Origin of the sequence: Pseudomonas sp. JR33AA, from assembly GCF_021378985.1 — a bacterium.
Taxonomy (GTDB): Bacteria; Pseudomonadota; Gammaproteobacteria; order Pseudomonadales; family Pseudomonadaceae; genus Aquipseudomonas; species Aquipseudomonas alloputida.
The window spans coordinates 32866-52653 of record NZ_JAJSAW010000002.1 but is presented as its reverse complement, the minus strand read 5'-3'; the positions used below and the strand labels follow the sequence as shown (position 1 = coordinate 52653).

The following is a 19788-nucleotide window of genomic DNA, read 5'->3' as shown; positions in this document are numbered from 1 at the left end:
GGTCAGGATATGGGTTAAATGATATCATAGTGATATCATGTGATAAATTAATGGCGTCAATAAGTAGGCTGTTTGGCCTGCCTGGTTGTCTGGGGCAGGCCAAAGCAATCCGGGTTAGATTACAAACTCTATCGATTCGGCTGCTATGATGCCTTTGTACGCTGTACCATGTTTCATCGCTCGGAAGCGGTAAAGGCCCTTTGGTTCGTCGAGCATCATCTCGTCGACTTCATGTATGCCTTCGCGCAGATCGGTGGGCTCGCCGAGGAACTTCTTCGAATCCAGCACCTGTCTGATAACTACAGATTTAGCTGTCTTATATTTATCAATTGTTGCTGGGTCTTCTGTTTTTGGGAGATAGATCCAGCCAAATTTACTTGCTGCAGTATTGATCAGCGTCGCGTTGTTGGCTGTGGCGGCTGTGGCGGCTGTGGAGGGAGTGTGAGGGTTATTTTCGATCTCCTCGAAAAGCTCTACCCAGCGCTGGGTGATGCTTTTTGCATGGAAGCGTTCCATGTTGATAATGCCGGCCTTGCCCATGTTTATCGACAGGTCATGATCGCTCAGCAGCAGACAGGTTTTTTCAATGAATTCCTTTTCAGTTTTTACGATGAAGCCGTCTACGCCATTTGTAATAATTTCTTTAGGCCCATAGTTGGTGTCCATCGATACCAGTGGTGTCCCGTAGGCAAGCGATTCGGCAAAGCTTACTCCAAAGCCTTCTGTGGCGGACATGGCCAAGCTGACGCTTGCGCGTCGGAAGATGCCTGACACGTCAGTGGCGAAGCCCATCAGTTTGATTGACGTATTAGCATTCAGCTTATCAATTTCAGCTTGGAGCTCATCTTTCTGTTCGCCAGACCCCCAAATTTCAAGTCGTGCATCAGGCAGGGCCTCGATAACTTTCGTAAAGGCCTTGATCATGTTCTTGATGCGTTTGATCGAATGGAGTCGAGCGACGATTACGGCAAGATGTTTCTCTCGAATAACTTCGCCCTGGTTTTCGGCTACATTAATAGGGTTGCCAATGGCTCGGTATCTATCACAAGGGAACTGCTCGGTCAGGTCAGAAAGTTGGGCGTGGGTGAGTAGGACGAGTCGGTCGGCATTGGGGATGCTTTTGATTACGCCATGATATTTGGCAGCAACTTCGGATCCGGGTGTGTAAGGCTTCATCAAATGGTTGCTATGCATCATGAGCACTTTGTGTGCTCCTTTGGCGTCAACCATGCATATCGTTTCGGCTGCGTGAATTGCATCCGCGATCAAATGGGTTGTTTCGTAGTTCTTGCTGATCTCATTCAGCCAGTAGGCTTGAAATGTTCTCAAAGAATTGAATTTCAATGTGGGGGCTTTGGATTGAAAAAGCGCCGACATTGCAAATTCGCCATTACCTTTATAATATTCTTCAAGGAACAGCGTTTCATCGTCCGTGAAATAGCGAACCACTTTAACGTCTAACTGATTTATGTGCTCGGCGCGTCGACGGACCTTGACCTTTAGATGTTCAAGTGTGCTGCTGGTTGGGTTCTTTCGCAGCTTCCGTGCAAGTTCATTTTTTTCTGCGAACCATTTGTAAATATTTACAATGCTGATTTCGCTAGAGATGCGCCCCTGAGAGACAAGATTCTCGAAAGTCGTTTCGAGGTTGTCGTCATAAGAGAGGAGGGCCATCTTGGAATGAGTTTCTGGGCTTGCCAGAGCTTCAGTTCGGGTCAAGGAAACCCGTGTTACACCGCCTGCTTGCTCTCCCAGGCCGTACAGTACCGAAATGATTTGCTTCAATGTTTCGCCCCCTATTGAATTCTCGGCCGCATCCGTTCACGCCTTAAGAAGGGGTATTGTTACATGAAAGCTAGAAATGGCCTAGCGTGAATTTGGTTCTGAAAATCGCAGTGATTGTGAGGTCGCGTGATGTTAAGGCGCTCAAGCTTCGTCTTGCTCGGGGAGGTGTAGTGCCCATCCGATCACGGATGCTAGAAGTAGGAAAGTTGCAGAGCAGGCGGCGATTAGCAGGGTGTTATATACAATGACTCCCATGTCTTCCTCCTGGTTAAGTGATAAGGGTTCGTTATCATCTTCTTTGCAGGGGTTGCTAGGGGTTACTTGTACAGTACTTTTGTGACTGAGATGTTTCTATGGTCGTAGGTTTTCCCAGGTGGTTCAAGGCTGGGAGCTTACGCGCAGTGAAACGAAAGAAGTGCTGGGAAGTAACGCCTTGGGAGGGGGGCTGACGATGGGTAGCGACATTTTGGCTCTCCCTGCCGTAGGGCAGGGAGAGTCGCGCAAATTATTGAACCCCGGCTGCGCGGCCCAGGACCATGGTCTGGACAATCGGGGTAATAATTTTTTGCCACTCGTACACGGCAGCATTGGTTACATAGATGGTGTCATCGGGTTTGATGGCAATTTGCTTAGCATAGAAGATTGCAGCAGGATCACGCATGTTCAGGCGAAGTACAGTCGGCTTTGCACTCGAGCCTTCGTTCATGCGGAACACGAATACACCTTCAGGGTTGGCATTCTGCTCGCGCAGGCCGCCGACGCTACCCAGTGCGTCCAGCAAGGTGGTGTTCTGGCTTGGCAGGTCTTTCAGGCCTGGCTCGCTGACGGCGCCCATGGCAACAAAGCGCTGGCGGGCGCGGTCAACCACAACCTCCGAGTTAGGGCGCAGCACCATGTTGTTGCCGGCCAGCACGTTCTCATAGTTAAGTTGCTGTACCTGGGTGCCATTGCGGACGGTGACGTTCACCAGGTGCGGTTCCATGACGGGGCCGCCAGCCTGGTTAATGGCGTCAAGCAGGGTGAGTGGCCCTTGCAGGGTGCTGAAACGGCCTGGTGTTTTTACTGCGCCTGCCACCAGCACCGAGCCCGACAGGTCGCCTACCAGTTCAACGTGGGTTTGCACGTCGGTGGTGATGCCCTTGAGTTGTCGGCGGATTAGGTTTTCAACTTGGTTCAGGGTCATGCCTGCAACAAATTGGCGGCCCACGTACGGCAGCGAAAGCATGCCTTGAGCATCGATGCGCGTTTTCAGCTGAGTGCCGCCAGTAGCAAGCGGAGCAAACAGCGCAGAGCCCTCAGGTGCGGTATCGGCGATCAGCACATTGAGCACGTCGCCCTGCATCAGGCGAACTTCGGGCGACACAGGTTTAATCACCGTGGCCAGTGCGGGCTGTTGAGCCTCATGCATGTAAGGGCCGATGTTGTTGGCGTTGATGTCGACCAGGTTGTAAGCGTCGGTTTTGGTCTCGATCGCACCCTTGTACGGCCCTGCGCCGGACAGTGTGCCGCTGCAGCCGACAAGGCCCAGAGTCGCCAGGGCGAGTGCTGCCAGCTTCAGGTTGAAGGTGCGAGAGACAGCAAGGGATTTAATCACGATGATCCTCGATCGAAGCCAGAATGAATCGGGTGATGCCATAAAGCATCAGCAGGCCCAGCAGGATGGTTGCCAGGTTGTACCAACGCTCCGGATACAGTGCTAATTGGGGGGTATTAGGGCTAACTACCGTCACCAGGGTGCGAATTTTTTTGCTGGCTTCGACACGTGCATTGTCCAGCGCGGCTACAGAAGTTTTATACGTCTCTTCAGCAATGCCAGCATCCAGAGTCAGTTGCTGGAAGCGCGATGCAACCACGTTCAGCTGGGAGCCTTTAGGTGATGACACCAGTAAGCGTTTTTCTTTGGCCAACTGCTGGGTAATGGCTTCGACTTTCTGCTTTTGCTGGCGGATCTGCGGGGCATCGCCGCGCAGTTTGAACGACATCTCGGTGAGGGCTGCTTGCTCTTTGGTGTACTGGCTCTCAAGGTCGGCGATGATCGTGGCGCGACTCTGTGCGCTGTTGCCACCGTCCAGTACCTTGTTCTCGTTCTGGAAGTTCAGAAGCTGGGTTTTGCGTGTGGCGTAGTTGATGCGCGCGGTTTCCAGTTCGCCTTGGGCAAACTTCATCTGCTCGCGGGCAATTCTGTGGCTGACCTCGTTGACGAAGTGCTCGCTAGCCTGAAGGATGACGCGCAGCATCTGCTCGGACAGTTCCGGTGTGAATGCTTGGACTTCGACGCGCAGCAGGCCGGTCGTTTCGTCATAGTGGGCCGAAACCATGCGCTGGTAGTACTTGAGCAGGTCTTCGCGGGCTGCGTCCTTGTTGAGCCAGAAGAATACGTCGCTACGTTGGGCTGCGTATTGCTCCACCCAGTGCAGGCGGTCCTCAAGCAAAAGCATCATGTCCGTCGACGTGATGTATTCGCGCAGGTACAGGGTTTCTTCTCGCGATGCCGGGTTGGCGCTGGTCAGTAAGGTTGCAAGGCCGGGCATCTGGGCGCCCTGATTACCGCTATCCTGGCGTACCACCACTTGGGCGGAGCTGACGAAGCGGTCTATGGCGAATACGCCGTAGTAGACGCTTGCCAGGATCATTGGCAAGACCACCATGGCTATCGCCAGGCGCCAGCCCTTCTTGTTACCTGTGCTGCTCATAGTTGGATGCATCCTTGAAGTCGAACGGTGCTGCGTAATTGGAGTAAGTTGATCAGCTGTTGTAGGCCTTGATGCCTTCGGCAACGTCGTCATACACCTGGATGCCGCCGTTGCGAACCAGCAGCACCACGTCGCATAGCTTCTCGATCTCGGGCATGGAGTGAGAGACCAGTACGACGTTGGATTTCTGCAACTTGTCTTTGAATACTTCAGCGCACTTGCGCTTGAACTGTGCATCGCCCACCGACATCACCTCGTCGATCAGGTAGTAGTCGAAGTCGAAGGCCATGCTCAAACCAAACGCCACGCGAGAGCGCATGCCGGAGGAGTAGGTCTTGATTGGCTCGTCGATCCAGTCTCCGATCTCTGCGAATTCCTGCACGTAGCGGATCTTCTCGCGCATGGCTTCGCCAGTCGCGCCATAGACTCGGCAGACGAACTTGATGTTGTCGCGCCCGGTCATGCTGCCCTGAAAGCCGCCTGTCAAGCCGACCGGCCATGAAATACTGCGGTCGGTGATGATTGTGCCGGAGTCGGGAACGTCTGCGCCGCCAAGCAGGCGCATGAGCGTGGACTTGCCGGCACCATTACGGCCGATCAAGCCAATGTTCTTGCCTGGCGGTATAGCCAGCGACAGGTTGCGAAAGACGTATCGGCGGCCATTCGGCGTGAGGTACGACTTGGTGACGTTTCTTAGCTCGAACACGTTTGGCCTGTACTTAACCGTTCTTGGTGGAAATCAGGTGCATCCTGCGAGCGCGGTAGGCGCCCAGCGACAGGAACAGCAATACCAGGGTAAAGCTGATGACGTAGGTCTCGGACACACCGTCGACCGGGGTGTAATGCGGTAGTACTTCTGCACGGATCAGTTCGAGAATGTGCAGGAATGGGTTGAGCAGCAGCACTGGCATCATTGCCTGTGGCAGGTAAGAGGCTGGAAGCAGCACGCCAGAGATGAAGTAGAGTGGGAAAAAGGCCATGCGAATGACGATTTTCACGCTGGGAAGGGCGTGGGTTATTAGCGCAAGGAGCATGCCCAGGCTAAAGGCGAATAGCAGGCCCAGTAGCAAGGTCGCGACCCACTCAAGAGGGCTGTGAATGGACATGTCGAAGCCATACCAGGCGAAGCCGAAGACCAAGATGGCATAAACCGTGGCTGCGATGCAGGTTTCGACAATGACGCGGGCCAGGTAGGTGTCCAGAGGCTTGATTTGCTTGTAGCCAAACAAGGAGCGGTTTTCCCTTAGGCTATCCATGAGCCGGAGGGCGGTATTTCGATAGAGAAGGAAGGGGGCCATGCCGACCAGGATGAACACCGGGTACTCGACGCCGGAGAGGGTGCGGCCACGTAGCATTGCAAACAGAAGGGAGAACACCAGCAGGTGGACGATCGGCTCAAGCAGCATCCAGAGCGCGCCCAGACGACTTTTGCCGACCCGCGCACGGGCCTCGCGCAGGACTAGGGCGAAGATGACCGATTTCTGGATCTGCAGCGGGGAACGAGGCTTCAAAGTGGCAACCGCAAAGCAAAGCAGCGCGCCTGTGGCACGCCGGAATTCATCTTCAGGAAAGGTGCGCTGTTGCGACTGTGAGCGGAATCTTCCGAATACTTCCCTGTTCTAAGGGGCGGAAGGTTAAGCGTCAGAGGGCATAAGCGTCAAGCGAGGTGCGCCGAATCTGTGCGAAGGTTCGCTGCCGTTCGTCGATCACATGCACGGACAATGCGTCTCGGCTCCTGAGGCCGATTCCGGCTTGAGCGTGCCTGGAGCAACCTTCATAAGGTGATCTCACTCGTGCTCAACGCGATCGTCATTGGGTACTTAGTGCACTCAGGCAAAGACAGGCGCTGAAGGTTTAGGTCATGCTTTTGAATACCTCTTGAACTTACAGCAGTATCGGCCTGCGTTTCGCGCCTGCATGCGTTGGTGCTGAATGCGCAAATCTGCGAACCGGCCGCAGCCGCACGCATCGCCCGGTTTTGTTTTAATAAAGTCGAGTGCAACTTTGAGAGTCGGGCCGTAATTGATCATCACCTTGTTGGTGATGGTCGTCGCACTAAAGTGTTTGGCGATGGATGTGGATGTACGTATTTGTGAGCGCCCTGGCGCCGCTTATCCACTTCACGGGGGGAGCATCAAACGCAGGAGAAGCTACGATATTGGCCCCGGAATCCAGTGATTACAGCAAAATCCGCAAAATTATGGCACTCTGCCAGACCTCGCTAGCCTTCTTGGCTTGACTTGTACCCGAACCAGAGCATCCGCCCGATGCGCCTGCCTGACCGTGAAACGATGAACATCCCTAACTTCAAGAAGTTGTTTATGCCTGATATTTCAGCAGACGCAGCCAGCCTTATCCATGCCATAGCCTCTGCCACTGCGGTAATCGCTGCGCTCATCGCCGCCAGTGCGATGATCATTGCCCACATGACCTCGGATGTAAAAAAACAGCAAGCCGAAGTGCCCGTTTCGCGGGGGGCGCAGGTGGTTACTGTCGTCCAGGAGTCGGATGTACAGGCCAGGCTGGAGATCGAGCAGCTCATGGAGCAGAACGATGCGCTCCGGGCCGAACTGGAGCGCGAGAGGGCCGAGCGGTTGAAGCTGGAGGCCAGCCTGAAGCCCAGGGCGCTGACGCCGCAGGCGCATGATGCATTCAAGGCCTTGGCGGGCGAGCTGAAGGCTAAGACGCTGGCGCCGGTGGTGTTGCTGAATATCCACAAAGATGACAAGGAAGCTGTTCGCTTTGCCAAGGAAATTGCCGTGGCCCTGACCAAGGCGGGTGTGCAGGTTCAGATCAAGCAGTTGCCCCTGCAAAAGCACAATACCGGTACCCAGGTGGTCGTTTATGCCGGGGTGGGCGGTGACGAGCTTGAGCAGGCATTCAAGACCGCGGAGTTTGCTTCTGACATCAAACGCTCGGGGCAGAGCCCGCGGGTGAAGGTGGATGATGGGGACGCGATTGCCATTTCGGCCTTTATCAGTGTTTATCCGCGCAGTGAGATTTGAGCGGCGGGTGGGGGCTGTGATCTTGTAGGCCTGTGGTGGATGGCACCGGCGGTGCCGGTGTTCGCGGGCAAGCCCGCTCCTACAGTGGGGCGGGGTTGCCCTTGCCACGTCTGGCCTGGTCTCGCGTCATCCGCTTCAGTGGCGGCTGTTTTTCGCAATCTCGATGTCGTTCATCAGGGCTTTTGCGGTGGCCAGCAGGTAATCCGCTGCGCCCAGCATCTTGTGGTCGTCTTCCATATCGCCTTCGCGTACTAAGTGCTTGCAGTAGCCCAGCAGGACGGAGACGTGTTCATAGGCGTCATCGACGGGGACGCCGGGTTGGACGCGGAGCAGGTTTACGGTGGGGTTGCCGGCTTCGAGGAAGGTTTCGATGCCTGCGGTGAGGAGGGGGGATTGGTTGTTGTTTTTCATGGTAGTTGCTCCTGATAAAGGGAACTGCCACGTAGATCTTTCTCACGGATCAGGGCGGCAGTCGTACACGGAGTGAGAAACCGAGGGAGCTACAAAGCCCGGCCAGACCGAAGTCTGCCCGCGTACGACTGCCATGACAGGCAAGCCAGGTAACTCGCATCAGGTTCTCACACCCGGTCACCAACATGGCGACCCGGTGACGTTATCCCTGAGGCATTTCCCCGACAATTCAGCTGCTTCTGACTGGCGCGTAGGATAGTTCGTTTGGTTGCCCGAGCTGAAGAGATGGGGCAGGGTTTCAGGAAAGTCTGACGTGCTGGGTGTGCACCCCAAGGCAACTATTATCTTGCGCTCGAAGCCGCCACGGCCCGCTTCTTTATGGGGTGGGCGTTGTTCGGCGGGCGTTGTAGGAGAACGGCAGGGCATTGGTAGGCAGGGAGTAACGGACAAACGCGGATCTGGCTACAGGCACAGGGCCAGGGGCTTGTGCATCAAGGGCCGGAGCCGAGTGGTGAGGATGCGGGCATTGTTGGTGGGTGGGCGAAGTTGAACGGTTTGCTGACCGATTCGGTAACCATTCGCCGGGGGGGGTGGGTATTGTGCGGCCGGGTTAGCCGCTAGGGTTGGTTGCGCAGCCGAAGGAAAGCGGTTGCTGGAAAATGACCAACCCAAGGAGTGTTGACCATGCGCAATAACGTTCTGTCGTACCTGCTGCTGCCGCTGTTCGCCAGTTTGTCGTTCTCCCTTAGCGCCGCCCCGGCCAGCACCACGGCAGTGGCCGAACCGGTGCCGGTGGTGGCTCAGGCCCAGGCACAGGCACAACAGGCGCCGAAGCTGGACTTGAACACGGCAGATGCCCTCACCCTGCAAAAGGAGCTGAACGGCATTGGCAAGGCCAAGGCGGAGGCTATCGTGGCCTACCGCGAGGCCAATGGGCCGTTTGCTTCGGTGGATGAGTTGCTGGAGATAAAGGGGATTGGCAATGCGTTGCTGGAGCGCAACCGGGACAAGGTGATGGTGGAGTAAGCGGGCAGGGGCCGGGGTAATGCCCTGGCCCGGCCTTTAGCGGTCCTGCGCGTCCTTGGCATCCGCCTCGGCATTGCGCTCATGGACCTTGCGCAGTTGCTCTTCGGTCAGCGGCAGTTTTTTAGCCGTGTCGCGTAGCATCATCAACCCGCCGACAATCGAGCCGAGGGCTATGATGAGTATCAGCCAGGCATACCAGGGCATTGTCGTTCTCCTCAGATCGGGCCATGGGCAACGGTTACATGAATTTTGAGCAATTGCCCGTTCCGTTGGTTCAATTATAGGTGCCAGGCCGTGCTGGGCCAATTCCGTGACCTGCGGGCCCCAAAGCCTGCGTCACTTCGTTTACAATGCGCGCCGTTTTCGACTTGCCAAGAGACCCTGCTCATGTCCGCCTGCCAGACGCCCCTGATCGTCGCCCTGGATTTCCCTACCCGTGAGGCCGCCCTGAAGCTGGCTGACCAGCTTGACCCTGCGCTGTGCCGGGTGAAGGTTGGCAAGGAGCTGTTCACCAGCAGCGCTTCGGGCATTGTCGAAACCCTGTGTGACAAGGGCTTCGAAGTGTTCCTGGACCTCAAGTTCCACGACATTCCCAACACCACCGCCATGGCGGTAAAGGCCGCCGCCGAGATGGGCGTGTGGATGGTCAACGTACATTGCTCCGGTGGCCTGCGCATGATGGCGGCCTGCCGTGAAGAGCTGGCCAAGCGTAGCGGCCCGCAGCCGCTGCTGATTGGCGTGACTGTGCTGACCAGCATGGAGCGTGAAGACCTGGCCGGCATTGGCCTGGATATCGACCCCCAGGAGCAAGTGCTGCGTTTGGCGGCGCTGGCGCAAAAGGCGGGTATGGACGGTTTGGTGTGCTCGGCGCTTGAGGCCCCGGCACTGAAGGCAGCGCACCCATCGCTGCAATTGGTGACCCCGGGTATTCGCCCGGCGGGCAGCGCGCAGGATGACCAGCGCCGCATCCTCACCCCGCGTCAGGCACTGGATGCCGGTTCGGACTACCTGGTGATCGGCCGGCCGATCAGCCAGGCTGCAGACCCTGCGCAGGCGTTGGCTGCGGTGGTGGCGGAGATTCGGGGGTAAAAACCTGCGGCTGTCCGGCAACGGCCTGTGCCGGGCCATTGATGTGTGTCCCCGCGAATAGGGGGGGCGGCAACGGTGATTGGCCGGTGGATATTGGGCGGCAGGGCCGGGCCCTTTCGGGCCACCGATGCCTGTGTCGAACCATTGATTTGGCGGCCCACCCGATCTGTGTAGGAGCGGGTTTACCCGCGAATACGGTGGCGGCGGCAATGGTGATCGGCCGGTGGATATTGGCCGGCAGGCCCGGCCCTTTCGCGGGTGAACCCGCTCCTACGACGGGTTGTGCCGAGCCATCGATTCCTGTGCCGAGCCATTGATGCCTGTGTCGAACCATTGATTTGGCGGCCCCCCGCTCTGTGTAGGAGCGGGTTTACCCGCGAATACGGTGGCGGCGGCACCGGTGATCGGCCGTTGGATATTGGCCGGCAGGCCCGGCCCTTTCGCGGGTGAACCCGCTCCTACGACGGGTTGTGCCGAGCCATCGATTCCTGTGCCGAGCCATTGATGCCTGTGTCGAACCATTGATTTGGCGGCCCCCCGCTCTGTGTAGGAGCGGGTTTACCCGCGAATACGGTGGCGGCGGCAACGGTGATCGGCCGTTGGATATTGGCCGTCAGGCCTGGCCCTTTCGCGGGTGAACCCGCTCCTACGACGGGCTATCGGTGCGTGCAGAGGCGTTTAAACCTTCAATACCAACTTGCCAAAATTCTCCCCGCTGAACAGCTTCAACAAGGTCTCCGGGAAGGTTTCCAGCCCTTCCACCACGTCCTCTTTGCTCTTCACCTCCCCGCTGGCCAGCCAGCCGGCAATCTCCAGCGCGGCTTTGCCGTAGTCCTTGCTGTAATCCATCACCACAAAACCTTCCATGCGCGCGCGGTTCACCAGCAGCGACAGGTAGTTGGCCGGGCCTTTCACGGCTTCTTTGTTGTTGTACTGGCTGATCGCGCCGCAAATCACGATGCGTGCCTTGAAGTTGATGCGCGTCAGCACGGCATCGAGGATATCGCCGCCCACGTTGTCGAAATACACGTCCACACCTTTGGGGCATTCGCGCTTCAGGCCGGCCAGCACGTCTTCGGCCTTGTAGTCGATGACGCCGTCAAAGCCCAGTTCGTCCTTCAGGTACTGGCACTTCTCGGCACCGCCGGCAATGCCGACTACGCGGCAGCCTTTGATCTTGGCAATCTGCCCGGCAATGCTGCCCACCGCACCGGCCGCGCCGGAAATGACCACGGTCTCCCCAGCTTTGGGTTGGCCAACCTCCAGCAGAGCGAAGTAGGCAGTCATGCCGGTCATGCCCAGGGCTGACAGGTAACGGGGCAGGGGGGCCAGCTTGGGGTCAATCTTGTGCAGGCCCTGCGGCTCGCCGGTGAAGTAGTCCTGCACGCCGAGGGCGCCGCTCACGTGGTCGCCGGGCTGGTAGCCGGGGTGATTGGAGGCAACCACTTCACCTACACCCAGCGCACGCATTACCTGGCCCAGGGCCACGGGCGGGATGTAGGACTTGCCTTCGTTCATCCAGCCACGCATGGCCGGGTCCAGCGACAGGTACAGGTTGCGCACCAGTACCTGGCCTTCGCCGGGCTGTTCGGCGGGTACGGTCTCGAAGCTGAAGTCGTCACGGCGCACGGCGCCGACCGGGCGTTTGGCAAGCAGGAAGCGGCGGTTGGTCTGGGTCATGGCGGGTCCTTGTGGGCAGTGGAGGGCGTAAGGCTTTCAATCTACCTTGTTGATGAAGGCGGTTCCTTAAAATCACTGACAAGCATGGTAGCCCAACCGTTGCTGTGATGATGCTGCCCGGCCAGGCGGTGGCTGACTATGCTCTGAACCCCACCCAAACCCTCACAGGAGCACGCGATGAGCATGACCTTTTCTGGCCAGGTAGCCCTGGTGACCGGCGCGGGTGCCGGCATCGGCCGGGCAACCGCCCTGGCGTTCGCCCACCAGGGCATGAAAGTGGTGGTGGCCGACCTCGACCCGGTCGGCGGCGAGGCCACCGTGGCGCTGATCCACGCGGCAGGCGGCGAAGCGCTGTTCATTGCCTGCGACGTAACCCGCGACGCCGACGTGCGCCAGTTGCATGAGCGCCTGATGGCCGCCTACGGCCGGCTGGACTACGCCTTCAACAACGCCGGGATCGAGATTGAGCAACACCGCCTGGCCGAAGGCAGCGAAGCGGAGTTCGATGCCATCATGGCGGTGAACGTGAAGGGCGTGTGGCTGTGCATGAAGTACCAGTTGCCCTTGTTGCTGGCCCAAGGGGGTGGGGCCATCGTCAATACCGCGTCGGTGGCGGGGCTTGGGGCGGCGCCGAAGATGAGCATCTACAGCGCCAGCAAGCATGCAGTAATCGGCCTGACCAAGTCGGCGGCCATCGAGTACGCCAAGAAGGGTATCCGCGTGAACGCCGTGTGCCCGGCAGTGATCGACACCGACATGTTCCGCCGCGCCTACCAGGCCGACCCGCGCAAGGCCGAGTACGCCGCAGCCATGCACCCGGTGGGGCGCATTGGCAAGGTCGAGGAAGTCGCCAGCGCCGTACTGTACCTGTGCAGTGACGGCGCGGCGTTTACCACCGGGCATTGCCTGACGGTGGACGGTGGGGCCACGGCGATCTGAGTGGATGCCGTGCGGGCCGCTTCGTGGGCAAGCCCGCCCCTACGCTTGCGCTCACCAGCCCCAGGCCAAAGCCCAGAATGTCGCGCATGGGCAGGAGGCGCATACCCAGGCCTTCCTTTTGCAAGCCGGGCAGTCAGCTGGCCACCCGGCTAAAAGGCGGCGCCTATCTTCAGGCCATATTCGTCCCGGGTTTGTTCGTCCGAGTCGGTCATCAGGAACTGCCCGTCCAGTTCATAGTTGTAGCGGCTGAAGTAAAGCGAAGCGTATATCGGCACCGTCCCGTGTTGGTTGAACAGCACACTAAGTTCGGCATACGGGTTGGTAGTATCTTTTAAATCAACCTCTTCGTTGCTGATGCCGTGTATTTTCAATTGCGAATCGCCATTGATAACCTGGCGTATACCCGCTTCGAAACGCAAGGTGGCATTATTGAAGCGGTAATTGTAACCCGCCGCCAGTTTGGCGAACGGCGTGCGGTTGGTGAGGTCGACATCATGGCGGCTGGTATTGGGTTCCAACCGGTTCCACTTGTAGCCAGCGCCCAGCAGCAGGTCGACTGAATGCCGTTCAGCCAGTGCCAACCGCCAACCCAGGTCCAGGTCGGCCTGGCCGTCCTTGAGCTTCTGGTCGTTCTGCTTGGAGTACATGCCGCTGGCTTCGGCCTGGTAGACGAGGCCTTGGCTGGCCGTCATCTTGTTGCCGTAGTTAATGAATAAGCCACCCTCGGGCATATCTTCGGTGTCGTTGTTACGGCCGTTGAGTTCCAGTTGGGTGTAGCTCCCTTGTAAGCCAAGGGTGAATAACGGTGCGGTGGAAGTTTCGGCGTGTCCGACGGTTGGCAAAGTAAACAGCAGCAACGGGGTGACCACAGCAGTAAACATGGCTGTTTTCATTACAAACTCCAGGGTGCACTGCAGGTCCGGAGAGCGGGCCAGTTACCGATCACGATAGCGACGTTTTTATCGTGTGCAGGGGTGTTTAAAAAAAATTCAATACCCCACTTTTGGCGCAAATTTAATGGCGTCAATAGTGGTTCATAAAGTGTGGATTGGAATAAATGAATATTTTACTTGCGTCGTTTTAATATCGGCGAGCGCTGTCGTCGGTTGCTGGGCGGGCTATCATTAATGGCCTAGTGATATTGCGTACGCCGCGCACTGAAAGCGACCCTTTTGCAGCTAAAAACGACAAGCCATAGCTATTTGACACTATTCTGGCGCCACCCCCTTGTTCATTGGCAGATAACGTTGCCACCCTTAGTCTTCGGGATAACCTCACTGGCTGAAAGGGGATCGGCGATGGGCGCGAGTAAGCACGGTGTGCTGGCCAACCTGGGCATGGCCCGTAAACTTGGCCTGGGCTTTGCCCTGGTGCTGTTGCTGACGCTGGCGGTGGCGGCCATCGGCGTCGCCGCGTTGTACAGCGTTGGCCAGCGCTTCGACAGCTTGCGTCAGCTGGCCCAGTTCAATACCGACCTGCTGCGCTTGCGCGAGCATGAGCAGGCGTTTGCCCTGCGCTCCGACATGCAGCAGGCCGACGCCTTGCGTGGCGGCCTCAAGGGCTTGGTCGAACGCGCCCAAGGCCTGCCGGCGCTGGCGGCGGCGCAAACTGATCTTGCCGCCTACGGCCAGGCCTTCGAAGCCTTTGTCGAGGCCGTGCAAGCCAAGGAGCTGGCGCTGGACATGGCCAGCTGGTCGGTGTCCAACGTGTCCAACAACCTTGATGTGCTGCAGGCCGGCCTGGCCGATGACGGCGTGTACACCCTCAAGCAGTCCCAGGGCCAGCAGGGTGGCGAGTTTCTTGAACAAGCCGCGCAGGTGGCCCAGGTGTCGCGGCTGATGCTGCAGGCCATGGACGAAGCACGCGTACGCCTGGATAAAAGCCGCAAGGGCGAGGAGGGTGTGAGCCAGGAGCGTATCGCCCAGACGGTGGAGGCCGCCGGCCTGGTCAGCCAGTTGCAGGGCGCGGTTGGCGATGCCGGTTACCAGAGTGTGTTGGGCGAAGTGGCTGGGCACATTGGCAGTTTCTCGGAAAAACTCAACGAATACACCGACCAGCTGGCCCGTGAACAGGGGCTCAAGGCGCAGTTGCAAGCCAGCGCCGAGCGGGTTACCGGGCGTGTCGACCAAGCCTATCTTGGGCAGGAGCAGGCCCTGCAAGGCGAGCTGCAGCGTAATGCCCTGGCCATCGGCCTGGCCACGGCGCTGGCGCTGCTTGTGGGCGTGTTGGCGGCCTGGCTGATTACCCGGGCTGTGGTCGGCCCGTTGAAGCATGTGATTGCCCGCGCCCAGCGCATTGCGGCGGGGGAGCTGGGCTTCGATGCCCAGGCGCCGCGCCGGGATGAGGTGGGGCAACTGATGCAGGCCATGCAGCAGATGGCGGCGGGGCTCTCGGGCATTGTCAGTGGCTTGCAGCAGGGCATCGAACAATTGGCCGGCAGCGCCCAGGCGTTGTCGACGGTGACCGAGCAGACCAACCGCGAGGTGGGCAGCCAGAAGGAGGAAACCGAGCAGGTGGCGACCGCCATGCAGCAGATGACGGCCACCGTGCACGATGTGGCGCGCAATGCCGAAGAGGCGGCGCAGGCGGCCCAGGCGGCGGACGAGAAGGTCGACAGCGGCCAGCAGGTGGTACGCCAGAGCATGCAGCGCATCGAGCAGCTGGCGTCGGCGGCGGAAGCTGCCAGCGCCGGCATCGACAGCCTCAGTGCCGAAATCCACACCATTGGTGACGTGCTGGAAGTGATCAAGAGCGTGGCTGAGCAAACCAACCTGCTGGCGTTGAATGCCGCCATCGAGGCTGCCCGCGCCGGCGAGCAGGGGCGCGGGTTTGCCGTGGTGGCCGATGAAGTGCGCGCCCTGGCGCGGCGTACCCGGCAATCCACCGAGCAGATCGAGACCTTGGTGGCCAGCCTGCGCGGCAATGCCCAACAGTCGGTGGCGCAGATCCGTGGCAGTACCGAGCTGGTGCGGCTGGCCGTGGCCGATGCCCTGCAGACCGAAAGTGCACTGGGCAGCATTGCCGCCGCGGTGTCATTGATTCAGCAGATGAACCAGCAGATTGCCGCAGCCGCCGAGCAGCAGAGTTCGGTGGCGGAAGAGATCAGCCGCAGTGTCACGCAAATTCGTGGCAGTGCGGATCAGGCGGCGTTGGCGATGCAGGACAATGCCCGGTCCAGTGTGGCGCTGGCGCAGCTGGGTACTGATTTGAAGGGCATGGTGGGGCATTTCAGGTTGTGATCCAGTTGGCTGTGCCGGCCTCTTCGCGGGTAAACCCGCTCCTACAACAGGAAATCACAACCCGTTGTAGGAGCGGGTTTACCCGCGAATAGGCCGGCACAGGCAACAAATACCTCACCCCCTGCGCGGGTTAAGAATCATCAAGGCCACCACCCCCGCCACAATCCCCCAGAACGCCGAACCAATCGAAAACAAGGTCAACCCCGAAGCGGTCACCATGAAGGTGATCACCGCTGCCTCCCGCTCGCGTGCCTCGCTCATGGCCACGGTCAAACCGTTCATGATCGAGCCAAACAGCGCCAGTGCCGCAATCGACAGCACCAGCTCTTTCGGCAATGCCGCGAACAGTGCCGCCAAGGTGGCCCCGAACACCCCGGCAATGCCGTAGAAAATCCCGCACCACACCGCCGCGGTGTAGCGTTTGCTCGGGTCTTCATGGGCATGCGGCCCGGTGCAGATCGCCGCGCTGATCGCCGCCAGGTTGACACCATGCGAGCCGAACGGCGCCAGCAGCAGCGAGGCAAAGCCGGTGGCCGAAACCAGCGGCGAGGCTGGTACCTGATAGCCGTCGGCACGCAGGACGGCCACGCCGGGCATGTTCTGTGAGGTCATGGCCACCACGAACAGCGGAATGCCGATGCTGATGGTTGCAGCCAGTGAGAAGCTGGGTGTGGTCCACACCGGCTTGGCCACTTCCAGGTGGAAGCCGCTGAAGTCCAGCAGGCCCAACGCACCGGACAATACGGTGCCCACCAACAGCGCGGCCAGCACGCAATAGCGCGGCGACAGGCGCTTGACCAGCAGGTAGCTGAAGAACATGCCCAGCACCAGCAACGTGCGGTGCTGCGCGGCCACGAAGATTTCGCTGCCGATCTTGAACAGGATGCCCGCCAGCAGCGCCGAGGCCAGTGAGGCCGGGATGCGTTTGACCAGGCGCTCGAAGCTGCCGGTCAGGCCGCACACCAGCACCAGCAGGGCGCAGGTAATGTAGGCGCCAATGGCCTCGCCATAGCTGACCCCACCCAGGCTGGTGATCAGCAGCGCCGCGCCGGGGGTGGACCAGGCGACGGTGATCGGTGTGCGGTAGCGTAGCGATAGGCCGATGCTGCATACCGCCATGCCGATCGACAGCGCCCAGATCCATGACGAAATCTGCGCGGTGGTCAGCCCAGCTGCCTGGCCGGCCTGGAACATCAGCACCAGCGAACTGGTATAGCCGGTGAGCATGGCAATGAAGCCGGCGACCACCGCCGAGGGGGAGGTGTCTGCCAGGGGCCGCAGGCGTGCGGAAGTGGCATCGGTCATGAACAAAGTCCTTGTAAAGGTGTAAGCAGTTTTTTCAGACTACAGCGAGCAAGGTTGATCCTTGCCATACAGCGGCCATTGCTTTTAGCCGTACAGTCGCCAAATATTGGGCGCAATTGCGAAACTGCTTTGCAGGGAGGGTCGATGTACAAGGTCTATGGCGACTACCAGTCGGGTAACTGTTACAAGGTCAAGCTCATGTTGAGCCTGCTAGGCCGGCCGTATGAATGGCACCCGGTGGACATTCTCAAGGGCGAGACCGAAACGCCCGAGTTTCTGGCGATGAACCCTAACGGCAAGGTACCGGTGCTGGAACTGGAAGACGGTAGCTACCTGTGGGAGTCCAACGCCATTCTCAACTACCTGGCCGATGGCAGCGAGTTCCTGCCCAGCGAGCCGCGCCTGCGTACCCAGGTGCTGCAGTGGCAGTTTTTCGAGCAGTACAGCCACGAGCCGTACATTGCCGTGGCGCGGTTCATCCAGTTTTACCTGGGGTTGCCGGACGAGCGCCTGGACGAATACCGCAAGCTGCACAAGGGCGGCTACAAGGCGCTGAAGGTGATGGAGCGTCAGTTGCAGATGACGCCTTACCTGGTGGGTGAGCAGTACTCGATTGCCGATGTGGCGTTGTATGCCTACACCCATGTGGCGCAGCAGGGCGGCTTCGACCTGGCAGAATACCCGGCGGTAAGGGCCTGGCTGGAGCGGGTCAGCAGCCACCCGCGGCATGTGCCGATGGTGGGCTGATCTTCATCCTGTCCCGGCCCCTTCGCGGGCAAGCCCGCTCCCACAGGGGATCGCGTATCGCAGGGACCGCGCGCACCGCTGTAGGAGCGGGTTTACCCGCGAAAGGGCCGGCACAGGATGGCTACAACCGGTCAGGCCGAAGCAAACCGCTCATCCAGGTAAGCGATGATGGCCTTAGACTCATACATCCAGGTCACCTTGCCGGCTTCTTCAATGCGCAGGCATGGCACTTTCACCCGGCCGCCACCTTCCTGCAGGGCCTGGCGGTGCACCGGGTCGTTCTTGGCATCGCGCAGCGCCACTGGCACGTTCAAGCGGTGCAGGGTGCGGCGGGTTTTGACACAGAACGGGCAGGCGTGGAACTGGTACAGCGCCAGCCCCTTGGCCGCTTGCTCGATGCGGGCCTGGGCGGCGGCGTCGCGCTTGCGCTTTGCCGGGCGGCTGATCCAGTCACCGAACACGATGAGCTGGCCGAGGCCAACCCGCAGGGCTTTGACGATCATGGACAACTCCTGAAATGCAAAAGCCGACCCTGAAGGGTCGGCTTGGGGTCAGCCACCCATCACTTGATCAGGCTGAGGAACTCGCTACGGGTGGCGGCGTTATCGCGGAACTCACCCAGCATCACCGAAGTGATCATGGTCGAATTCTGCTTCTCGACGCCGCGCATCATCATGCACATGTGCTTGGCTTCGACCACCACGGCCACGCCCGCGGCACCGGTTACCTGCTGCACGGCTTCGGCGATCTGGCGGCTGAGGTTTTCCTGGATCTGCAGGCGGCGGGCGTACATGTCGACGATACGTGCCACCTTGGACAGGCCCAGTACCTTGCCCTTGGGCAGGTAGGCCACGTGTGCCTTGCCAATGAACGGCAGCATGTGGTGTTCGCACATCGAATACAGCTCGATGTCCCGGACCAGCACCATTTCGCTGTTGTCAGAGCTGAACAAAGCGTTGTTGGTGACTTCTTCCAGTGTTTGCTCATAACCGCGGCAAAGGTACTTCATCGCCTTTGCAGCCCGCTTGGGCGTGTCGAGCAGGCCCTCACGGGAGACGTCCTCGCCAATCTGGCTGAGGATCTCGGTGTAGTTCTGTTCCAGGGACATGGATCTACCTGTGGGAAAAAATCGCAAAAACGAAGGGTACGGCGGTGCGGGCGGCGCTGCAAGCGCGGCGTTACTCGTCGCGGCCTTCGAGCATGGTTCGCTTCAGCATCACATACACCGCGCCAGTGCCGCCGTGGCGGGCACCGCACGAGGCAAAACCGAGCACTTGCGGGTGCTGGCGCAGCCAGGTGTTGACGTGGCTCTTGATCATCGGGCGCTTGCCGTCCAGCCGCGCGGCCTTGCCGTGGGTCACCCGCACGCAGCGCACCTCCAGCTTGGTGGCTTCGGCGATGAAGTCCCACAAGGTTTCGCGGGCCTTTTCCACCGTCATGCCGTGCAGGTCGAGGCTGCCCTCGAACGGAATCTGCCCCAGCTTCAGCTTGCGCAGCTGGCCTTCCTGCACGCCATCGCGGCGCCACATCAGTTCGTCTTCGGCACCTACGTCGATGACGAACTGGTCGGACATGCCATCGATGACCAAAGCCTTGTCACTGCGCACGGTTGCCGCCTGGCGCAGGCCGGCCAGCTGCTGGCGGTCGGCCTTGGGCTTGCCGACTTCGGCACGGTCGTGGCGGATCGGCTTCACGCCGCGCACTTCGGCCTTGAACAGGGAAAAATCGTCGTCTTGCATGATGCCTCCACGTAGGCGGCGTAGTTTACGCGACTGTGGGGCCGTGTGCAGCCTGTACGGGCCTCTTCGCGGGTAAACCCGCTCCTACAGGTACCCACCCGCGAAGAGGCCCGCACAGGTTACGCAAAAC

Annotated in this window: 19 protein-coding genes and 1 pseudogene; 7 read left to right on the top strand and 13 right to left on the bottom strand. The window is 59.4% G+C overall.

Annotated features, from left to right (window positions below; all coding sequences use genetic code 11):
• Positions 1–114: 114 nt before the first annotated feature.
• From LVS58_RS03585 to LVS58_RS03565, 5 genes are all read right to left on the bottom strand, one after another.
• Complete coding sequence (locus LVS58_RS03585; protein ID WP_233689912.1) at positions 115–1785, bottom strand: glycosyltransferase; 1671 nt, start codon at positions 1783–1785, stop codon at positions 115–117.
• A gap of 505 nt (positions 1786–2290) precedes the next feature.
• Positions 2291–3379 (bottom strand): polysaccharide biosynthesis/export family protein, encoded by a 1089-nt coding sequence (locus tag LVS58_RS03580; protein ID WP_233689911.1) that lies wholly within the window; start codon positions 3377–3379, stop codon positions 2291–2293.
• The gene (locus tag LVS58_RS03575) at positions 3372–4478 is read right to left on the bottom strand and encodes an ABC transporter permease (protein WP_233689910.1); all 1107 of its coding nucleotides are present in this window, start codon (positions 4476–4478) and stop codon (positions 3372–3374) included. The genes LVS58_RS03580 and LVS58_RS03575 overlap by 8 nt, the downstream gene beginning before the upstream one ends.
• 52 nt (positions 4479–4530) lie before the next feature.
• The gene (locus LVS58_RS03570; protein WP_047605250.1) at positions 4531–5184 is read right to left on the bottom strand and encodes an ABC transporter ATP-binding protein; all 654 of its coding nucleotides are present in this window, start codon (positions 5182–5184) and stop codon (positions 4531–4533) included.
• A gap of 13 nt (positions 5185–5197) precedes the next feature.
• Positions 5198–5989 carry an ABC transporter permease gene (locus tag LVS58_RS03565; protein ID WP_179052354.1) on the bottom strand — a complete coding sequence of 264 codons (792 nt, stop codon included), beginning with the start codon at positions 5987–5989 and terminating at the stop codon, positions 5198–5200.
• A gap of 756 nt (positions 5990–6745) precedes the next feature.
• On the opposite strand from LVS58_RS03565, the gene LVS58_RS03560 reads away from it, so the two are divergent.
• The gene (locus LVS58_RS03560; RefSeq protein ID WP_233689909.1) at positions 6746–7483 is read left to right on the top strand and encodes a hypothetical protein; all 738 of its coding nucleotides are present in this window, start codon (positions 6746–6748) and stop codon (positions 7481–7483) included.
• A 135-nt stretch (positions 7484–7618) separates the two neighbouring features.
• Here LVS58_RS03560 and LVS58_RS03555 read toward each other — a convergent pair whose 3' ends face one another.
• Positions 7619–7894 carry a DUF3077 domain-containing protein gene (locus LVS58_RS03555; RefSeq protein WP_233689908.1) on the bottom strand — a complete coding sequence of 92 codons (276 nt, stop codon included), beginning with the start codon at positions 7892–7894 and terminating at the stop codon, positions 7619–7621.
• A 684-nt stretch (positions 7895–8578) separates the two neighbouring features.
• On the opposite strand from LVS58_RS03555, the gene LVS58_RS03550 reads away from it, so the two are divergent.
• The gene (locus LVS58_RS03550; RefSeq protein ID WP_233689907.1) at positions 8579–8920 is read left to right on the top strand and encodes a ComEA family DNA-binding protein; all 342 of its coding nucleotides are present in this window, start codon (positions 8579–8581) and stop codon (positions 8918–8920) included.
• A gap of 36 nt (positions 8921–8956) precedes the next feature.
• Here the strand turns inward: LVS58_RS03550 and LVS58_RS03545 are convergent, their stop codons facing one another.
• A complete protein-coding gene (locus LVS58_RS03545) occupies positions 8957–9124 on the bottom strand; it encodes a DUF2897 family protein (RefSeq protein ID WP_003252762.1) in 168 nt (55 codons plus the stop codon).
• Between the two features lie 183 nt (positions 9125–9307).
• Between LVS58_RS03545 and pyrF the strand changes: the two genes are divergently transcribed.
• The gene (gene pyrF, locus LVS58_RS03540) at positions 9308–10009 is read left to right on the top strand and encodes an orotidine-5'-phosphate decarboxylase (protein ID WP_019096946.1); all 702 of its coding nucleotides are present in this window, start codon (positions 9308–9310) and stop codon (positions 10007–10009) included.
• Between the two features lie 678 nt (positions 10010–10687).
• Here the strand turns inward: pyrF and LVS58_RS03535 are convergent.
• Positions 10688–11689, bottom strand: coding sequence for an NADP-dependent oxidoreductase (locus LVS58_RS03535; RefSeq protein WP_233689906.1), 1002 nt, complete (start codon positions 11687–11689; stop codon positions 10688–10690).
• A gap of 177 nt (positions 11690–11866) precedes the next feature.
• Here LVS58_RS03535 and LVS58_RS03530 point away from each other — a divergent pair, with 177 nt between their 5' ends.
• Positions 11867–12628 (top strand): SDR family oxidoreductase, encoded by a 762-nt coding sequence (locus LVS58_RS03530; protein WP_233689905.1) that lies wholly within the window; start codon positions 11867–11869, stop codon positions 12626–12628.
• Between the two features lie 149 nt (positions 12629–12777).
• On the opposite strand, the gene LVS58_RS03525 is transcribed toward LVS58_RS03530, so the two are convergent.
• On the bottom strand, positions 12778–13521 hold the full coding sequence (locus tag LVS58_RS03525) for an outer membrane beta-barrel protein (protein WP_233689904.1): 744 nt from the start codon (positions 13519–13521) through the stop codon (positions 12778–12780).
• A 405-nt stretch (positions 13522–13926) separates the two neighbouring features.
• Between LVS58_RS03525 and LVS58_RS25210 the strand changes: the two are divergent.
• Together LVS58_RS25210 and LVS58_RS25205 are read left to right on the top strand one after the other, a co-directional pair.
• Positions 13927–14958 (top strand): annotated as a pseudogene (locus LVS58_RS25210) (methyl-accepting chemotaxis protein); the annotation flags it as partial.
• Positions 14959–14985: 27 nt separating this feature from the next.
• Entirely contained in the window at positions 14986–15867 is an 882-nt protein-coding gene (locus LVS58_RS25205; RefSeq protein WP_442796436.1) for a methyl-accepting chemotaxis protein, read from the top strand.
• A gap of 114 nt (positions 15868–15981) precedes the next feature.
• Here the strand turns inward: LVS58_RS25205 and LVS58_RS03515 are convergent, their stop codons facing one another.
• A complete protein-coding gene (locus LVS58_RS03515) occupies positions 15982–17172 on the bottom strand; it encodes a benzoate/H(+) symporter BenE family transporter (RefSeq protein ID WP_233689902.1) in 1191 nt (396 codons plus the stop codon).
• A gap of 144 nt (positions 17173–17316) precedes the next feature.
• Between LVS58_RS03515 and LVS58_RS03510 the strand changes: the two genes are divergently transcribed.
• Positions 17317–17919 carry a glutathione S-transferase family protein gene (locus LVS58_RS03510; RefSeq protein ID WP_104887197.1) on the top strand — a complete coding sequence of 201 codons (603 nt, stop codon included), beginning with the start codon at positions 17317–17319 and terminating at the stop codon, positions 17917–17919.
• A gap of 131 nt (positions 17920–18050) precedes the next feature.
• Here the strand turns inward: LVS58_RS03510 and LVS58_RS03505 are convergent, their stop codons facing one another.
• The 3 genes from LVS58_RS03505 to LVS58_RS03495 all read right to left on the bottom strand — a co-directional run bounded on the left by LVS58_RS03505 (position 18051) and on the right by LVS58_RS03495 (position 19658).
• On the bottom strand, positions 18051–18422 hold the full coding sequence (locus LVS58_RS03505; protein WP_004577078.1) for a glutaredoxin family protein: 372 nt from the start codon (positions 18420–18422) through the stop codon (positions 18051–18053).
• Positions 18423–18481: 59 nt separating this feature from the next.
• Positions 18482–19027 (bottom strand): GTP cyclohydrolase I FolE, encoded by a 546-nt coding sequence (folE, locus tag LVS58_RS03500; RefSeq protein ID WP_003252789.1) that lies wholly within the window; start codon positions 19025–19027, stop codon positions 18482–18484.
• Positions 19028–19097: 70 nt separating this feature from the next.
• Positions 19098–19658, bottom strand: coding sequence for a Smr/MutS family protein (locus tag LVS58_RS03495; protein WP_233689901.1), 561 nt, complete (start codon positions 19656–19658; stop codon positions 19098–19100).
• Positions 19659–19788 lie beyond the last annotated feature (130 nt).